This is a genomic window from Streptomyces sp. NPDC043878, from assembly GCF_056435735.1.
On record NZ_JBWKDW010000032.1, the window covers coordinates 28894 to 44479 of the forward strand.

Annotated in this window: 16 protein-coding genes and 1 pseudogene; 11 read left to right on the plus strand and 6 right to left on the minus strand. The window is 72.3% G+C overall.

The genetic code is table 11. The features are described from left to right. Positions 1-23 precede the first annotated feature (23 nt). On the plus strand, positions 24-770 hold the full coding sequence (locus AC07AZ_RS33325; RefSeq protein ID WP_478854449.1) for a TetR/AcrR family transcriptional regulator: 747 nt from the start codon (positions 24-26) through the stop codon (positions 768-770). 298 nt (positions 771-1068) lie between these two features. Here AC07AZ_RS33325 and AC07AZ_RS33330 read toward each other — a convergent pair whose 3' ends face one another. The 5 genes and pseudogenes from AC07AZ_RS33330 to AC07AZ_RS33350 form a co-directional block, all read right to left on the minus strand. Then, positions 1069-1515 carry an anthrone oxygenase family protein gene (locus AC07AZ_RS33330; RefSeq protein WP_478854451.1) on the minus strand — a complete coding sequence of 149 codons (447 nt, stop codon included), beginning with the start codon at positions 1513-1515 and terminating at the stop codon, positions 1069-1071. A gap of 302 nt (positions 1516-1817) precedes the next feature. After that, the gene (locus tag AC07AZ_RS33335; protein WP_478854453.1) at positions 1818-2597 is read right to left on the minus strand and encodes an aminotransferase class IV family protein; all 780 of its coding nucleotides are present in this window, start codon (positions 2595-2597) and stop codon (positions 1818-1820) included. Positions 2598-2768: 171 nt separating this feature from the next. Beyond that, positions 2769-2873, minus strand: a pseudogene (locus AC07AZ_RS33340) (cysteine hydrolase); the annotation flags it as partial. A 344-nt stretch (positions 2874-3217) separates the two neighbouring features. Then, complete coding sequence (locus tag AC07AZ_RS33345) at positions 3218-4462, minus strand: MFS transporter (protein ID WP_478854455.1); 1245 nt, start codon at positions 4460-4462, stop codon at positions 3218-3220. A 306-nt stretch (positions 4463-4768) separates the two neighbouring features. Continuing rightward, the gene (locus AC07AZ_RS33350) at positions 4769-5686 is read right to left on the minus strand and encodes a LysR family transcriptional regulator (protein WP_478854457.1); all 918 of its coding nucleotides are present in this window, start codon (positions 5684-5686) and stop codon (positions 4769-4771) included. 127 nt (positions 5687-5813) lie between these two features. On the opposite strand from AC07AZ_RS33350, the gene AC07AZ_RS33355 reads away from it, so the two are divergent. From AC07AZ_RS33355 to AC07AZ_RS33385, 7 genes are all read left to right on the plus strand, one after another. Beyond that, complete coding sequence (locus AC07AZ_RS33355) at positions 5814-6812, plus strand: fumarylacetoacetate hydrolase family protein (RefSeq protein ID WP_478854459.1); 999 nt, start codon at positions 5814-5816, stop codon at positions 6810-6812. Then, the gene (locus AC07AZ_RS33360; RefSeq protein WP_478854461.1) at positions 6809-7771 is read left to right on the plus strand and encodes a cyclase family protein; all 963 of its coding nucleotides are present in this window, start codon (positions 6809-6811) and stop codon (positions 7769-7771) included. Before AC07AZ_RS33355 ends, AC07AZ_RS33360 begins: the two co-directional genes overlap by 4 nt. Positions 7772-7795: 24 nt before the next feature. Then, complete coding sequence (locus AC07AZ_RS33365) at positions 7796-8926, plus strand: FAD-dependent oxidoreductase (RefSeq protein ID WP_478854463.1); 1131 nt, start codon at positions 7796-7798, stop codon at positions 8924-8926. Further along, positions 8923-9945: an amidohydrolase family protein gene (locus AC07AZ_RS33370; protein WP_478854465.1), complete on the plus strand. Its 1023-nt coding sequence runs from the start codon at positions 8923-8925 to the stop codon at positions 9943-9945. Before AC07AZ_RS33365 ends, AC07AZ_RS33370 begins: the two co-directional genes overlap by 4 nt. Then, positions 9942-10880, plus strand: a complete 939-nt coding sequence (locus AC07AZ_RS33375) for a VOC family protein (RefSeq protein WP_478854467.1) — start codon at positions 9942-9944, stop codon at positions 10878-10880. The genes AC07AZ_RS33370 and AC07AZ_RS33375 overlap by 4 nt, the downstream gene beginning before the upstream one ends. 127 nt (positions 10881-11007) lie before the next feature. Then, complete coding sequence (locus AC07AZ_RS33380; RefSeq protein WP_478854469.1) at positions 11008-11979, plus strand: fumarylacetoacetate hydrolase family protein; 972 nt, start codon at positions 11008-11010, stop codon at positions 11977-11979. After that, on the plus strand, positions 11976-12728 hold the full coding sequence (locus AC07AZ_RS33385; RefSeq protein ID WP_478854471.1) for an SDR family NAD(P)-dependent oxidoreductase: 753 nt from the start codon (positions 11976-11978) through the stop codon (positions 12726-12728). The genes AC07AZ_RS33380 and AC07AZ_RS33385 overlap by 4 nt, the downstream gene beginning before the upstream one ends. Before the next feature lie 243 nt (positions 12729-12971). On the opposite strand, the gene AC07AZ_RS33390 is transcribed toward AC07AZ_RS33385, so the two are convergent. Next, positions 12972-14078, minus strand: coding sequence for a YihY/virulence factor BrkB family protein (locus tag AC07AZ_RS33390; RefSeq protein ID WP_478854473.1), 1107 nt, complete (start codon positions 14076-14078; stop codon positions 12972-12974). 146 nt (positions 14079-14224) lie between these two features. Between AC07AZ_RS33390 and AC07AZ_RS33395 the strand changes: the two genes are divergently transcribed. The 3 genes from AC07AZ_RS33395 to AC07AZ_RS33405 all read left to right on the plus strand — a co-directional run bounded on the left by AC07AZ_RS33395 (position 14225) and on the right by AC07AZ_RS33405 (position 15449). Then, complete coding sequence (locus tag AC07AZ_RS33395) at positions 14225-14449, plus strand: hypothetical protein (RefSeq protein ID WP_478854475.1); 225 nt, start codon at positions 14225-14227, stop codon at positions 14447-14449. A 92-nt stretch (positions 14450-14541) separates the two neighbouring features. Continuing rightward, positions 14542-14970, plus strand: coding sequence for a phage holin family protein (locus tag AC07AZ_RS33400; protein ID WP_478854528.1), 429 nt, complete (start codon positions 14542-14544; stop codon positions 14968-14970). Beyond that, complete coding sequence (locus tag AC07AZ_RS33405) at positions 14967-15449, plus strand: DUF3618 domain-containing protein (protein ID WP_478854477.1); 483 nt, start codon at positions 14967-14969, stop codon at positions 15447-15449. Before AC07AZ_RS33400 ends, AC07AZ_RS33405 begins: the two co-directional genes overlap by 4 nt. Positions 15450-15586: the final 137 nt, after the last annotated feature.

Here is a 15586-nt window from a genome sequence, read left to right on the forward strand (position 1 = left end):
TCGCCGATTGCTAGACTGCCCCCATGTCACCGACTCCGGAGCAACGGCGCGCGGCACGCCACCAGCTCGACACCGGCTCGCACGCGCCCGCGGCCCGGCGCGGCCCGTCAGGCGGGCGCAAGAAGCCGATCACGGTCGACGCCATCGTCAGCACCGCGTTCCACATCGTGGAGCACGAGGGATACGAGGCCCTGACGATGCGGCGCGTGGCCACCGCACTGGAGACGGGACCGTCCTCGCTGTACGCCCACGTGGTCAACAAGGAGGACCTGGACGAACTGCTCATCGGCAACCTGTGCGCCCAGGTCGACCTGCCCGAGCCGGACCCGGCCGTGTGGCGGCAGCAGATCATCGACGTCTGCACCCGGCTGCGCGACCAGTACCTGCGGTATCCCGGCATCTCCCGGGCGGCCTTCGCCGCCGCCCCGTCCAATCGGGACACGCTGCGCGTCGGCGAGGGAATGCTCGCCATCCTGCTCGCCGGCGGCATCGACCCGCAGGCGGCGGCGTATGCGATCGACTCCCTGACGCTCTACGTCAACGCCTACAGCCTCGAAGTCTCCCTGGCGAACCGGCGGCTGACCAGGAGCGACGACGGCTGGGTGGTCAGCCGCGAGGAACTCCTGCGCCGGTTCGCCGCGCTGCCCGACACCTTCCCGCACACCAAGCGCTACGCCGCCGAGCTCACCGCCGGAACGGTCCACGACCGCTTCGACTTCACCCTCGGCCTGATGATCGACGGGCTCCCGGGCGCACGGCGAGAACCGTGACGGAGCGAACTCCTCGCCTGCCGTAGGACCTTGAGCGGGACATCAAAAGACCGGGGGGCGGTCTCAACGAGCTGAGCCGGCGTGGGCCTGGCCAAGTCCGACGTGCCGCGTCACTCCGAGTCCCGCGAGGCCGATCCTGCTGGAGCCGCTGGACCGCGCCCGGAGACAGCAGTCCGGGCCCGGGTGCGACCGGTCCCCCGCTGCCTCCCGGGCGGAGCGCGCCGCGCGGAACCGCAGCGTGCCACCGGCCTCGTCGGCCGCGACACCCGAGAACACCCCTGGGCTGTGACCGCCCTGCTCAGACGAGGGCGGCGGTGAACAGCGTGAAGGCGAGCACGATGACGCCCACACGAACATGATGGAACCGGTCCCACCGACCCACCTGGGCCTTCCAGTCCGCGGGCGCCCCCTCGCGCGACCAGGTCGCCACGCGCGAGTTGATCGGCACGAGCAGCAGCACGGACAGGACCACGCTGAGCACGAGCAGGACTGTGCCCGCGGTGACGAGCGGCGCGCCGGCGTCACCCCAGCCCACCGCGCTCCACACCGCGCCCAGGACGACGGAGCCGACGTACCAGAACGGCATGACCCTGCCGAGGACGCGCGCTCCGTCGCTGCGGGCGCCGAGTCCGCCGTCGTTCGGGAGCCGATCCAGGATCGGGTTGACGAACACCGCCACCGCGAACTCCACCCCCACCATGACCCCGACCACGACGACCGTGACCACTGCCAGTACGTCCCGCATGTCCCCTCCAAGGGTTTCCTAGCGACGCTAGAATCTGACGCAATGCTAGTTCTACTGGCGCTCGCTTGTCTAGCGGCGCTAGATTTGATGGAGGGCGCCGTCGCGAACCAGGGCAACCAGGGCAAGGGGCCACACGGACCGCCCGGTCGTCTGTGGACGCTCCGCGCGCCGTGAGAATGTCGCATCAGCGTCAACCGAAAACCCGTCAGGACTCCTACCGGAGTTGGTTGTCGTTCTTCCAACGCCGGCTACTGCTTTCCAGCCTCAGTGCCGGCACCCCGCAGGTTCGGGGCGACCGCGCTCTACGGCCTCTCGCCGGGGACGGACAGGTAGACCTCGCGCAGCCGGTCCAACACCGGGTGGTCGGTGGCCAGTTCGGTGTCGTCGATCGCGGCGATGGCCCGCACGCCGACACTCGAGTTCGTCGCGAAGGCGGCTGCCATGCCCTTGGCCTGTTCCAGGGTGACGGTGGCGATCCGGTGTTCGGCGCGCTGCTGGAGCAGCGCCATGGTGACTCCGGGCAGTACGGGAGCCTGCGGCCACACGACCATGCCGTCGTGGTCGACGAATCCGGCGTTCCAGGTGCCGCCTTCGCTGACGAGTCCCTCGCGTCCGACGAAGAGGGCGTCGTCGAATCCGGCCAGTTGGGCGCTGCGCCGGGTGTGCAGGGCCCCGAAGAGGCCGACGTGCTTGACCTCGGGCAGGTCTCGTTCGTACGGCATGCTCCTGGCCCGCAGCGGAGCCGGAGGCATCGAGCCGGCACCGCGCACGGTCACCAGAACCTGCGGGTGCCTCGCGTCCGCGGGGTGAGCCAGGTCGACCTCGGGGTCGTAGACGGTCACGCGGACGACGCACGGCTGTGTCCGTCCGTCCAGGGCCTGGCGGACGAAGTCGCGGACACGTCCGGTGTCCAGGTCGGCACCCCACACGGCCTCGCAGTCCTTCGCGAGGCGCTCCATGTGCAGCGGCAGGCCGCGGACGCTGCCGTCGTCGACGCGCATGGACGTGAAGTGGCCGACGTTGACCAGGGCCAGGGACAGCAGGTCGTCGGGGGAAACGGGGGCTCCGTTGAGTGTCGCCATGCCGCTCAGAATGTCAGGACCACCGTCCGATCACCGAGGGCACCGACCGGGGTGGCCAACTCGACGGTCGCACAGCCGAGTTGCCCCGATCGCCCGACCGTGACCCGCTGCACGCCGACGGTCTTGACCCGATCGCCCGACCGTGACCCGCCGCACGCCGACGTCTTGACCCTCGTCCGTCGTGACGACGTCGGCCCGCCGGAGGAAGATCTTCTCCGTGAGCATCCGGTGCACCTCGGGGTCACCGTCGAGGCAGCCGTCGGACAGGACGGTCAATCGGCTTCTCGGGTCCTGGCTGTCGTGAACGTCCTGCTCGGTCGTGGAGGCGGGCGTCGCCCGCCGCGGAGGCGGGCGTCCCCTGCCCGGTGTGGCGACCGCGCAGCGCCGAGGGCGAGCGCGGCCACCAGGGACATGGCCGTGGCCTGACCGCGGAGGAGGACGCGACCGGCACCCGGCCGGGATCGCCGCCCGACGACGGGACCGCCGACGACGCGACCCCTGTCGGCCCCGGCCGCCGCACGACGAGGCGGCCGGCGCCCGGCCCGTGCCATCGGCCCGACGACGCCGTGCCCGCCGAACGCCGTCGGCCACGGGCGCAGCGGAGTGTCGGCGGCGGTCCGTCAGAGCTGGTCGGCCGCAGGTCGTGGCAGCGTCGCGGGGGTGCGGCGCGCGGCCGGCAGCAGTGCGGCCGACATCATCACGGTGAGCACGCCGAGCAGTCCGACGGCCGAGGCCAGTGTGCCCAGGGCACCCTTGGCGGCCAGGAGGACCAGCGGACAGGCGAACTCGCCGAGGAAGAACGCCGCCGTCCACAGACCGGTGCCGCGTCCCCGGTCGGCGAAGTCGAGGCGGGACAGCGCCAGCGTCAGCAGCGAGGGCAACAACAGCCCCGTACCGACGCAGTTGACCACCGCTCCGACGATGAGCAGGGGCAGGTGGTCGGACACGCTCATCAGCAGGAACCCCGCGCCGCACAGCAGGAACGGGGCGGGCAGGACGCGGCGCGGGGCGCCGGCGAGCCGGGTGAAGAGGACGGACCCCAGCATGGTGGACGCGCTGGCGACAGCGGTGACGGCGCCGACCACGCCGGTGGACTTCTCGCCCAGGTCGTCCATGAGGTACGCCATCTCCACGGGCACGGTGTAGAAGACGAGCGCGCCGAAGACGGTCAGCAGGCAGATGCCCAGCATGCGCCGTACCGGAAAGGGCCGTACGTCGGCCTCCGCGGGTGCCGTCACCGTCCCGGTGGCGGCGGGCGGGGCCGGGGACGGCAGGGCCCGGGCCATGGCGGGGGCCAGCAGCAGGCCGACCGCGTACAGCCAGAACGGTGCGCGCCAGCCGACCGATCCCAGGGCGCCGCCGACGACGAAGAACACCGTGGCCGACGCCGACGCGCACATGGTCTGCAGGGCGAGGTACCGGTCGCGGACCCGCCCGGAGTAGTAGTCGCCGATCAACGTGGTGCAGCAGGTCATGATCGCCGCCTCGGCGGCACCCACCAGGACCCGGCTGAAGACGATGCCGTACAGCGACGACAGCCACAGCGGGGCGGTACCGAACAGGGCGTACAGCACCGTGGCGGCGACCAGGAGGCGCTTGCGGCCCAGGCGGTCGACGAGGACACCGGCGAACGGCGCGAGCGCGGCCAGGGACAGGGCGGGGACCGCGAGGACGAGCGGGACGAGGGCCGCGCTGCCGCTCACGCCGGCGAAGTGGTCCTGCATGCGGGGCAGCACGGGCGCGATCAGGACGGCGCCGAGAATCGGCAGGCAACTGCCGGCCATCAGCAGGACGGCGGGCAGCCTGCCTGCGACGGCCGGGGCGTCCTGGCGGCCGCGGGCGGGCAGGGCAGCGGAAGCGGGCATGGCAGCACTCCAGGACGCGGGACGGGGAGAGGGGCGCCGGTGGCGGACGGACGGAACGGCCGCCTGCGGGCGTCGGCGTGCGGGGGGACACCGACGCAGCGGGCACGGTGACGTGCCACGACTATGCGGGGTGCGTACCGGCCTGCCCAGCCCCTGGGCGATCCGCGTTTCGGATGGCGCCGATCCAGCGGGTGAATGGTGCCGTCGGCGGCTTCGGCGCGCGGCCCGATGACGCTCCCCCCGGGGCCTTCACCGGTGCCGTCGGCGGCTTCGGCGCGCGGCCCGATGACGCTCCCGCCGGGGCCTTCACGCGCGGTGCTCCTGGGGCAGCCGGGCTCCCACCCGGGCGGCTGTCTCCCGCAGCCAGATGTGGGCCGCGTCGTGTGTGTGCACGGGATGCCACCACATCGCCTCCCGCAGCGGCACCGCCTCGTAGGGCGGCTCCACCGCGCGGACCGCGGCGATCGGCGCGAGCAGCCGGGCCAGACGTGCCTGCACAAGGGCGATCCGCCGGGTGCCGGCGACCAGCAGGGGCAGCACCTGGAAGCTGTCGGCGGAGACCTCGACGCGCGGTTCGATGCCGAGCATGCCGAGCTGGCGTACGGCGGGTGCGTCGTAGGTGCGCTGGTAGGTGACCCACGGCAGGCGGGCCAGGTCCTGGCGGGTGAGCCGGTCGTCGACGCTCGGGTGGTCGTCGGCGACGAGGAAGACCCAGCGGTCGTCGTAGAGGTCGGTGGCGGGGAAGTCGCTGACGACGCCGTGGGGCATGAACAGGCCGTCGGTGGCGCTCAGCAGCGTGGCGGTGTCGTCGGTCACGGTCGGCGGGGTCTGGGTGAAGCGCAGCCGGATGCCGGGTGCCTCCTCGTGGATGACGCGGGCGAGTTCGGTGCCGAAGACCGCCACGGCGTAGTCGGACGCCACCAGCTTGAACTCGCGGCTCTCGCGGGCCGGGTCGAAGTCGGCCTGGCTGGCGAAGAGGCGTTCCAGCACGTCGTACGCGGTGGAGGTGCGGTCGAGGAGCACCTGTCCGAGGGCGGTCAGTTCGTAGTGGCCACCGACCCGGGCGAGGAGGTCGTCGTCGAAGTGGCGGCGCAGACGGGCGAGGGCGGCACTCATGGCGGGCTGACTGAGACCGACGCGTTGACCGGCACGGGTGACGTTGCGCTCCTCCAGCAGGGCGCGCAGGGCGACGACGAGGTTGAGGTCCAGGCGGGCCAGGTTCACGGCACTCTCCTTGCGGTACGGGCATCCGGCCGCCGGGATCGACGCGGTGGATGCCGATCATCCACAGAATCGATTTCCCTGATCACGGGTGCGGGGTCCAGATTAGTCACACCGCAATCAGGAGGACATGTCCGTGACACCTGACCCCGCGTCCGCGCTCTTCGCCGGACCCTTCGCCCTCGGCACCGTCTCGGCCCCGGACGGGCCCGCCTACCCCGCTCTGGTCACTCCGGACGGCCTCACCCTCGATCTGTGTGCCGCGTTCGGCGACGAGCGGCTCACCGTCCGCGGTCTGCTGGAGCAGTGGGCGACGGCCCTGCCGCGGCTGCGCGCCCTGGCGTCCGACTCGGGCCAGGGCCGCCGGCCGCTCGCGGAACTGCGTGTCCACGCGCCCGTCGAGCCGCGTCAGGTGTTCCAGTCGGGCGCCAACTACCGCCGGCACGTGATCGATCTGCATGTGGCCCACCGCGCGCCGGGCGACGACCGGCCGGACGAGGAGCGCCGGGCGGAGGCCGCCGAGCTCATGGACCGGCGTGCCGCGCAGGACCTGCCGTACGTGTTCCTCGGGCTGCCGAGCGCCATCACCGGCCCCTACGACGACGTCGTCCTGCCCGCCTGGGCCCAACAGCCCGACTGGGAGCTGGAGTTGGCGGCCGTCATCGGTCGTCCGGCCCACCGGGTCCCCGCGACGAACGCGCTGGAGTACGTCGCCGGGTACACGGTCGCCAACGACCTCACCGACCGCGCCACCGTCTTCCGCCGGGACATGCCGCAGATCGGCACCGACTGGCTGCGCAGCAAGAACGCCCCGGGATTCACCCCGCTGGGTCCGTGGATCGTGCCCGCCGAGTCGATCGCGGACCCCGGCGACCTGCGCCTCACGCTGAAGCTCAACGGCGAGACCATGCAGGACGAGTCCACCAGGGACATGATCTTCTCCGTCGCCCGGATGGTGTCGTACGCCTCGCAGAGCGCCCGACTGCTGCCCGGCGACCTGGTGCTGACGGGAAGCCCCGCCGGCAACGGCATGCACTGGGGCCGGCTGCTGCGCGACGGCGACGTCATGGAGGGTTCCGTCACCGGACTCGGCGCCCAGCGCACCCGATGTGTGGCGGAGGCGCCGTGACCGTCGACCGGCACGATCCCGAGGGCGCGATCGCCGAGGCCGCCAAGGCGTACTCCAACTGGGGCCGCTGGGGTGCCGACGACGTCCTCGGCACCCTCAACTTCCTCGACGAGGCCAAACGCCGTGAGGGCGCCGGGCTCGTCAGGCGCGGCGCGAGTTTCTCCCTCTCCCAGCGGTTCGACATGGACGGACCGCAGAAGGGCTGGCGGCGGCGCACCAACCCGGTGCACACCATGCTCGACACGGGTACCGACGCCGCGCTCGGCAACCAGGGCTTCCCACACGGGATCGGCGGCGCCGACGACGTGATCGCCATGCCGCTGCAGTGCTCCACCCAGTGGGACGGGCTCGGGCACATCTTCGACCACGGCAAGGCGTGGAACGGCCGGGACGCCCAGCGGGTCGTCACCTCCGACGGCGACCTGGTGACCGGCATCGAGCACATGGCGCCGCACGTCGCCGGGCGCGGAGTGCTGCTGGACGTGGGCCGGGTCGTCGGCGAGGGAGGTGAACTGCCCGACGGGTTCGCGATCACCGAGGAGCACCTCACCGCGACCGCCGAGGCCCACGGGGTGCCGGTGGGCCGGGGGGACCTCGTGGTCGTACGGACCGGACAGCTCACACGGGTGCGCCGGGAAGGCTGGGGCGACTACGCGGGCGGGGCGGCTCCGGGGCTCTCCTTCACCGCCGCCGGCTGGCTGCACCGCACCGAGATCGCCGCGATCGCCACCGACACCTGGGGCTTCGAGGTCCGCCCCAACGAGTTCGAGCACGCCTTCCAGCCCCTGCACCAGGTGGCGATCCCCAACATGGGGCTGCTCATCGGCGAGATGTGGGACCTCGACGCGCTCGCCGACGACTGCGCGGCCGACGGCGTGTACGAGTTCTGGCTCACCGCCGCCCCCCTGCCCATCACGGGCGCCGTCGGCTCGCCCGTCAACCCGATCGCCGTCAAGTAACCCAGCGGAACAAGGGAGTTCCTCATGAGCGACACCCGCACGGTCCTGGTGATCGGCGGCGGCGCGGCCGGCAACGCCGTGACGATCCTGCTGCGCCGGGCCGGCCTGACGGTGGACCTGGTCGAGGCCAGGGACGACTGGAACGCCACGGCGGGCTCCGGAATCACCCTCCAGGGCAACGCCCTGCGCGTCCTGCGTGAACTCGGCGTCTGGGAACGGGTCCGCGCCTCCGGCTTCGGCTTCGGGGCGGTCGGCATCACCGCCCCCGACGGGACCGTCCTGCACGTCCACCGCGACCTGCGCACCGGCGGCGGCGACCTGCCCGCCACCGTCGGCATGCAGCGCCCGCGACTCCAACGGATACTCATCGACGCCGTCCGCGGCAGCGGCGCCACCGTGCGTCTGGGCACCCGGGCGGAGATCCTCGACCAGGACGGTGACGGAGTCCGGGTGCGCTTCGGCGACGGCACCGATAGCCGCTACGACCTGGTCGTCGCCGCCGACGGACTCGGCTCCGCCACCCGCGCCGCCATCGGCATCACCGACAAGCCAGAAGCCACCGGCATGGCCATCTGGCGCGTCGCCGCCCCGCGCCCGGCCGGCGTCACCCGCACCGACCTCGCCTACGGCGGCCCCGCCTACATCGCCGGCTACTGCCCCACCAGCGACACCACCCTGTACGCCTACGTCGTCGAGGCCAACCGCGACCGCGCCTCGATGCCCCGGGACTCCCACGCCGACGAGATGCGCCGCCTCGCCCGGCACTACGGCGGCTTCTGGCCCGAGATCACCGCGCACATCACCGACCCGGCGAAGGTCAACTACACCTGGTTCGACCGGATGCTGGTGGAGGGCTCCTGGCACCGCGGCCGGGTCGTCCTGGCCGGCGACGCCGCGCACTGCTGCCCGCCCACCCTCGCCCAGGGCGCCGCGATGTCCCTGGAGGACGCCTGGGTCCTCGCCCAGCTCCTGACCGCCTCCGACACCTGGGACGACGCGTTGTTCCAGACGTACCACGAACGACGGATGCGTCGGGTGAGACCGGTGGTGGAAGCCTCCGTACAGATCGGGCAGTGGCAGCTCGACGGGGTACGGGACGCCGACGTACCCGGCCTGATGGGCCGCACGATGACGATGCTCCGGGAGCTGCCGTGACCTCCCCTACCGTGGACGTGCACGCCCACGTCCTGCTGCCCGAGGTCGACGCGCTGGTGGCCGGCGCACCGGGTCTCGCCCGGGCGCAGGCACTGGAGGCCCGCCGCAACGGCTCCGCCGCCCTCGCCGTCAACGGCCCCATGGTCCGCGCGCGCATCCCCCGGCTGACCGACGTCGCCGTACGCCTGGCCGCGATGGACGCCCAGGGCGTGGACGTCCAGCTGGTCAGCCCCTCCCCGTCGCACTACCACTACTGGGCCGAGGAGGAGACGGCCGAGAAGCTGTGCCGGCTGGCCAACGAGGCCACCGCCGACCACTGTTCGGCCGCCCCCGGCCGACTGCGCGGCCTGGGACTCGTTCCGATGCAGCACCCGCACCTGGCGGTGGCCGCCCTCGACCACGCCCTCGGCCAGGGCCTGCTCGGGGTGGAGATCTCCAGCCACGCCCCGGCCAGGGAACTGTCCGACCCGGCGTACGAGGCGCTGTGGACCCGGGCGGAGGAGCGCGCCGCGATCGTGTTCCTGCACCCCTTCGGCTGCACGCTCGACGAGCGCCTCGACCAGTGGTACCTGTCCAACACCGTCGGCCAGCCCACCGAGAACGCCGTCGCCCTGTCCCACCTGGTCTTCTCCGGCGTCCTGGACCGGCACCCCCGGCTGAGGATCGTGGCCGCGCACGGCGGCGGCTACCTGCCCACCCACATCGGCCGCTCCGACCACGCCTGGTCGGCCCGCGCCGACGCGGGGGCCGGCTGCGCCCACCCGCCCAGCAGCTACCTGCGGCGGATGTACTTCGACTCCCTCGTCCACGACCCGCACACCCTGCGGGAGTTGGTGCGCGTCGCCGGGGCCGACCGCGTCCTGCTCGGCTCCGACTTCCCCTTCGACATGGGCACCGACGACCCCCTCGCAGCCCTGCGCGCCGCCCGTCTGTCCCCCGCCGACTTCGACGCCGTACGCGGCGCGAACGCCACCGCCCTGCTCGACCCCGCCCTCGCCCGAGGAGGCACCCCCTCATGAGCGCCCGCCTGCTCACCCACCTGCGGCACGTCGACCTCGCCGTGCCCGACTACGACACACAACGCGACTTCTACGCCGGAGTCTGGGGTCTCACCGAAGTCGCCGCTGACTCCGGCATCTCCTTCCTCGCCGCCGAAGGCTCCCCCGAGCAGTACGTGGTGCGGCTGCGCCGGGCCGGCGAGAAGCGTCTCGACCTCGTCTCCTACGGCGCCCGGTCCGCCGCCGACGTGGACACGCTCGCCGAGCGGCTTCTCGCCGGCGGCGTCCAGTTGGTCTCGCAGCCCGGGAAGGTCGACACCCCCGGCGGCGGCTACGGCTTCCGCTTCTTCGACGTCGACGGCCGCACCATCGAGGTCTCCGCCGACGTCGAGGTGCGCCGGCACCGCAGGATCGAGGAGAAGGAGGCCATCCCGGTCAAGCTCTCCCACGTCGTCCTCAACTCCCCCGACCTGAACCGCACTCGCGCGTGGTACGAGCGCCACCTCGGCTTCGCCCTCTCCGACACCCTCAGTTCGCCCCACATGGGCGACGTCATGCACTTCATGCGGATCAGCAACCAGCACCACTCCATGGCGATCGCCCAGGGCCCGCACACCGCCCTGCACCACGTCTCCTTCGAGATGCGCGGCCTCGACGAGTACATGCGCGGGTCGGGCCGGGTGATGCGGGCCGGCCACCGGAAGGTCTGGGGACCGGGCCGGCACATGGCCGGCGACAACACCTTCACCTACTTCCTCGATCCGCATGGCAACACCGTCGAGTACACGACGGAGTTGGAGGCGCTGGACGAGGACACCTGGCACCCGCACGTCTACGACTTCTCCCGGCCCGAGGTCACCGACCAGTGGGGCACCGCCAACCCCATGAACGAACTGATCGCCAAGGAATCCTTCAACGACGTCGACCGCGGCGTCTTCGTCGCCCCGCCGGTCTGAACCCCCACCCTCGACTCCCCCGGCGCGGCAGCCCTTCGCGTCACCGGTCCGGCTGCCGCGCCCTCGTCCAGGTCCGCGAGGACTCCACACCCCCTCGTCTCCCCCGCCCGCTCCAGGAGCCGCCCCCATGCGTTTCGCCGCCTACGAACACCGACAGCGCCGCCACGTGGCCGTGGTCGAGGAGGACGGCACACTCTTCCCGCTGCCCGGTGTCACCTCGCTCACGGCCCTGCTCACGGAGACCGGCGGCCTGCCCGGCCTGCTCGACGCCGGCGCGGCGGCACTCGACGTGCCGCCCGGCCCCCAGGTCGCCGACGTACGGCTGCTGCCTCCGCTGCACCCGGCGTCCCTGCGGGACTTCGTCACCTTCGAGGAACACGTCGAGGGCGTACGCCGCGCCGTCGACGGCGCCTTTGGCGTACCCGAACAGTGGTACACGGCACCGACCTTCTACTTCACCAACCCGCACGCCGTCTACGGCCCCCACGACACCGTCCCCGTTCCCCCCGGGTCGGCGGCCCTCGACTTCGAACTCGAAGTGGGCGCCGTCATCGGCCGCGAGGGCCGCGACCTGACGCCCGAGCGGGCCCGTGACCACATCGTCGGCTACACCGTCCTCAACGACTGGTCCGCACGCGACCTCCAGTCGGCGGAGATGAAGGTGGGCCTCGGCCCGTGCAAGGGCAAGGACACCGCCACCACGCTGGGCCCCTACCTGGTCACCGCCGACGAACTGGAACCCCACCGCGACCCGGACGGCTTCCTGCGGCTGGCCCTGACCGCCCAGGTCAACGGTGAGGTCGTCGGCAAGGACCTGCTGTCCAACATGAGCTGGACGTTCGAGGAGATGACCGCCTACGCCTCCCGCGGCACCCGCGTCGTCCCGGGTGACGTACTGGGGTCCGGCACCTGCGGCAACGGCGGCTGCCTGGCGGAACTGTGGGGCCTGCGCGGCGAGCGCACCCCGCCCCCGCTCACGCCCGGCGACACCGTCACGCTCACCGTGGAGGGCATCGGCACCCTCACCACCAGCGTCGTGCCCGGGGCCGAACCGGTACCCCTGCCGGCCGGCCGGCGCCGCACCCGGGAGCGGCCATGACCCTCCGGCACACCGGACGGCTCGCCGGCAAGGTCGTCGTGATCACCGGTGCGGCCCGCGGCCAGGGTGCCGCCGAGGCACAGGCACTCACCCGCGAAGGCGCCCTCGTCATCGCCACCGACGTACACCCCGACGGCGGCTGCCGCCGCCTCGACGTCACCAGCGACACGGACTGGGCCGCACTCGCGGCCGAGGTGAAGGCGACGTACGGGCAGGTGCACGGCCTGGTCAACAACGCCGGCATCACCTGGCGCGCCCGCGTCGGCGACGTCCGCGCCGAGGACTTCGACCGGGTGCACTCGGTCAACGTCACCGGCCCCCTCCTCGGCATCCAGCACCTCACCCCGCTCATGCCGGCCGGTTCATCGATCGTCAACGTCGGTTCCTCCGCCGCGCTCACCGCCCACTACCCCGTGGCCTACACCGCCAGCAAGTGGGGCCTGCGCGGCCTGTCCCGGACGGCCGCCCTCGAACTCGGCCCACGCGGCATCCGCGTCAACTCCGTCCACCCGGGCTACATCGACACCGAGATGACCCGCTCGGCCGCCCCCGCCTTCCGCGAGGCCACCCTCCGCGAGACCCCGCTCGGCCGCACCGGCAGCGTGGCCGAGGTCGCCCCGCTGGTGGTGTTCCTGCTGTCGGACGAGTCGTCGTTCATCACCGGCGCCGACATCCCCGTCGACGGCGGCCTCACCGCGCACGGCGGCACCAAGTCGGTCTCCGACGCCCTGCGTCCGGCGGCACCGTGAAACTCCGGGCGGCCGGGGTGGCCGGTGTCTCCCCCTGAAGGACTCCCCCGCACCCGGAGTCACCCGCCACCGTCGCCGGCCGGCAGGGACTTGTGACCGCCTCGCGGACCCCGGGTGGCGGGCCTGACCGTGACGTTCCGCCTGCCGGCCGTCGACACGGGGAGGACCGCCGCCCAGCCGTGACGCACGCTCTCCCCCCGGGGAGACGACACCGCCGTGGACGCCGTCCGCGCGTGCGGCGGGTCAGCGGCTGTCGCTGTCCATACGGCGCCGGTCCTGTTCGTCCCACTTCCGTGTGTCGCGAGGCTGGGTGTACGGCTCGGCCTCCGGCGGATGTCCGCCGGCGACCGCCCGCTGCCGCACGGTCTCCGCGTCGAACTCCAGGCCGAGCAGGATCGCCAGGTTGCTGATCCACAGCCAGACCAGGAAGACGATCACGCCGGCCATGGTGCCGTAGGTCTTGTTGTACGAGGCGAAGTTGGCGACGTAGAAGGCGAACCCGGCGGAGGCGATGAGCCAGATCACCAGGGCGAGGAAGCTGCCCGGGGTGATCCAGCGGAACCCCTTCACCTTGGCGTTGGGCGTCGCCCAGTACAGGATCGCGATCATGAGGGTGACCAGGACGACGAGGACCGGCCACTTTGCGATCGACCACACCGTCAGAGCGGTGTCGCCGATACCGAGGGCCGTGCCGACCTGACGGGCCAGGCTTCCGGTGAAGACCACGATCAGCGCGCTGACCACGGCCAGTATCAGCAGCACCACCGTCACCCCGACACGCACCGGAAGGATCTTCCACGCCGGCCGGCCCTCGGGCATGTCGTACACCGCGTTGGCGGTGCGGGTGAACGCGGCCACGTACCCGGAGGCGGACCAGATGGCCAGCACCAGACCGACGATCGCCATGATCGAGCCGACGCCGGCGCGCCCCTGCATCTGCTGCACCGCGCTGGTGATGATGTCCCGGGCCGAGCCGGGAGCGAACTTCTGGATGTTCTGCAGCACCTTGTCCGTCGTCGACCTGCCGGTCAGTCCCAGCAGCGACACCAGCGCCAGCAGTGCCGGGAACAGCGCCAGTATCCCGTAGTAGGTGAGGGCGGCGGCGCGGTCGGTCAGTTCGTCGTCCTTGAACTCCCGCAGGCTGCCCTTGAGTACCGCGCGCCAGGAGTGCTTGGACAGTCCGGTCGGCGAGTCCGGTGCCCGCCGCTCCGCCTCGGGGCTCGGCCCGAAGCGTTCGCCGTCGTCGTTCGTGGCGGGTGGGGGGCCGGGGTCCCGGCCGCGTTCGGGAGGCGTCGAGCGGTGCTCGGCCACCTCATCTCGATTTTGTCCGATTTTTGGCATTCGAGTCATATGGGCTGTGTAACCATTCCGCGCTGTCCCACTCCTTCGGGCGACAACCCGCCCGGAACCGGCCGCCGGGCAGGCATGAAGCCGCTGTGCCGGGCAACCCGACGGACAGTACGCGCGGCTCGTGCGCACACCGACCAGGGGGAACCATGTCACTCGGAGCACGCGGCATGCTCGCGGTCACCGCCGCGGCACTCGCCGGAAGCGGGGTGGCCGTCAGCGCTGTCCGCTGGTGGTCGCGCCGCGAAGCGGCCCTGCCGGACCGGATGCCGGGCCCGTATCCGGTGGGTGAGGCTTCCGCGGGCCGGATCGCGCCCGAGGACCTGCTGCGCCGGCACTGGAGCACGCTGCATCCCCTGGACCTGGCCCCTTAGATGAACTGGTCGTATCGGGGTACTCGCGCCCTCACGCCCGGGCGCGTCAGCGCACGCGGGTGGAAGAAAGCCACTGACGGGAGGTGATCGCCATGTCGAATACCCAGCCCCATCCCGGATCGGGACGGCAGACGCAGGGTTCGGAGCCGGTGGGCGAGCTGGTGACGCGCGCGTCGCAACAGCTGACCGAGCTGGTGCGCGGCGAACTGCGCCTGGCACAGGCGGAGATGAAGGAGAAGGGCAAGCGCTACGGCAAGGGCGGCGGGCTGTTCGGCGGCGCCGGCCTTGTCGGGTTCCTGATGCTGGAGGCCCTGGTGGCCACCGCGATCGCCGCTCTGGCGGTACCGCTGCCGGTGTGGGCCGCGGCCCTCATCGTCACCGCGGTGCTCGGGGTGATCGCCGGCGTGCTGGCCCTGACCGGGAAGAAGCAGGTCAGTGAGGCGGCGCCGCCCACTCCGGAGAAGACCATCGAAAACGTGAAGGCCGACGTGGCCGAGATCAAGGAGAGCGCGCACCGATGACCCAGCCACCGCACGACGAGCCCACCGCTTCCAGCCCCGAGGAACTGCGCGCCCAGGTCGAGCAGACCCGCCACGAACTCGGCGAGACGGTCGAGGCGCTCAGCGCCAAGACCGACGTCAAGTCCCGCGCACAGGCCAAGGCCACCGAGGTCAGGGAGCAGGCCGCGACCAAGGCGGAAGAGCTCAAGGAACAGACCCTGGCCAAGGCGGGGGAACTGAAGGCAAAGGCCGCCGACGTCGCCCACCAGGTGCAGGACAAGCTGCCCGAGCCGGTCAAGGAGACCGCCGGACAGGCCGCCGAGCAGGCCCGGGCCAAGGCCGCACAGGCCGGCCGGCTGTGGGAGGACAAGGCTCCGGAGCCGGTACGGCAGAAGACGGCGCAGGGAGCCCGGCTGGCACGGGACAACCGCAACCTCCTTCTGGCGGCCGCGGGCGTGGGTGTGGTCCTGTGGCTGGCCTGCCGCCGCGGTCAGGACTGACGTCGACGCGGGCAGAGCGTTCATCGCCCTGCCCGTAGTGGGGGGGGGGGGGGGGGGGGGGGGGGGGGGGGGGGGGGGGGGGGGGGGAAGGCGGGGCGAGGGGCGGGGGGGGCGAACGGGAAGCGGCGGGGCGGGGA

Bases quoted from the DNA above. Each gene is read 5' to 3' on its own strand.
- AC07AZ_RS33325 (WP_478854449.1), top strand. From the start codon at position 24: ATGTCACCGACTCCGGAGCAACGGCGCGCGGCACGCCACCAGCTCGAC.
- AC07AZ_RS33330 (WP_478854451.1), bottom strand. From the start codon at position 1,515: ATGCGGGACGTACTGGCAGTGGTCACGGTCGTCGTGGTCGGGGTCATG.
- AC07AZ_RS33335 (WP_478854453.1), bottom strand. From the start codon at position 2,597: ATGGCGACACTCAACGGAGCCCCCGTTTCCCCCGACGACCTGCTGTCC.
- AC07AZ_RS33345 (WP_478854455.1), bottom strand. From the start codon at position 4,462: ATGCCCGCTTCCGCTGCCCTGCCCGCCCGCGGCCGCCAGGACGCCCCG.
- AC07AZ_RS33355 (WP_478854459.1), top strand. From the start codon at position 5,814: ATGTCCGTGACACCTGACCCCGCGTCCGCGCTCTTCGCCGGACCCTTC.
- AC07AZ_RS33365 (WP_478854463.1), top strand. From the start codon at position 7,796: ATGAGCGACACCCGCACGGTCCTGGTGATCGGCGGCGGCGCGGCCGGC.
- AC07AZ_RS33375 (WP_478854467.1), top strand. From the start codon at position 9,942: ATGAGCGCCCGCCTGCTCACCCACCTGCGGCACGTCGACCTCGCCGTG.
- AC07AZ_RS33380 (WP_478854469.1), top strand. From the start codon at position 11,008: ATGCGTTTCGCCGCCTACGAACACCGACAGCGCCGCCACGTGGCCGTG.
- AC07AZ_RS33385 (WP_478854471.1), top strand. From the start codon at position 11,976: ATGACCCTCCGGCACACCGGACGGCTCGCCGGCAAGGTCGTCGTGATC.
- AC07AZ_RS33390 (WP_478854473.1), bottom strand. From the start codon at position 14,078: ATGACTCGAATGCCAAAAATCGGACAAAATCGAGATGAGGTGGCCGAG.
- AC07AZ_RS33395 (WP_478854475.1), top strand. From the start codon at position 14,225: ATGTCACTCGGAGCACGCGGCATGCTCGCGGTCACCGCCGCGGCACTC.
- AC07AZ_RS33400 (WP_478854528.1), top strand. From the start codon at position 14,542: ATGTCGAATACCCAGCCCCATCCCGGATCGGGACGGCAGACGCAGGGT.
- AC07AZ_RS33405 (WP_478854477.1), top strand. From the start codon at position 14,967: ATGACCCAGCCACCGCACGACGAGCCCACCGCTTCCAGCCCCGAGGAA.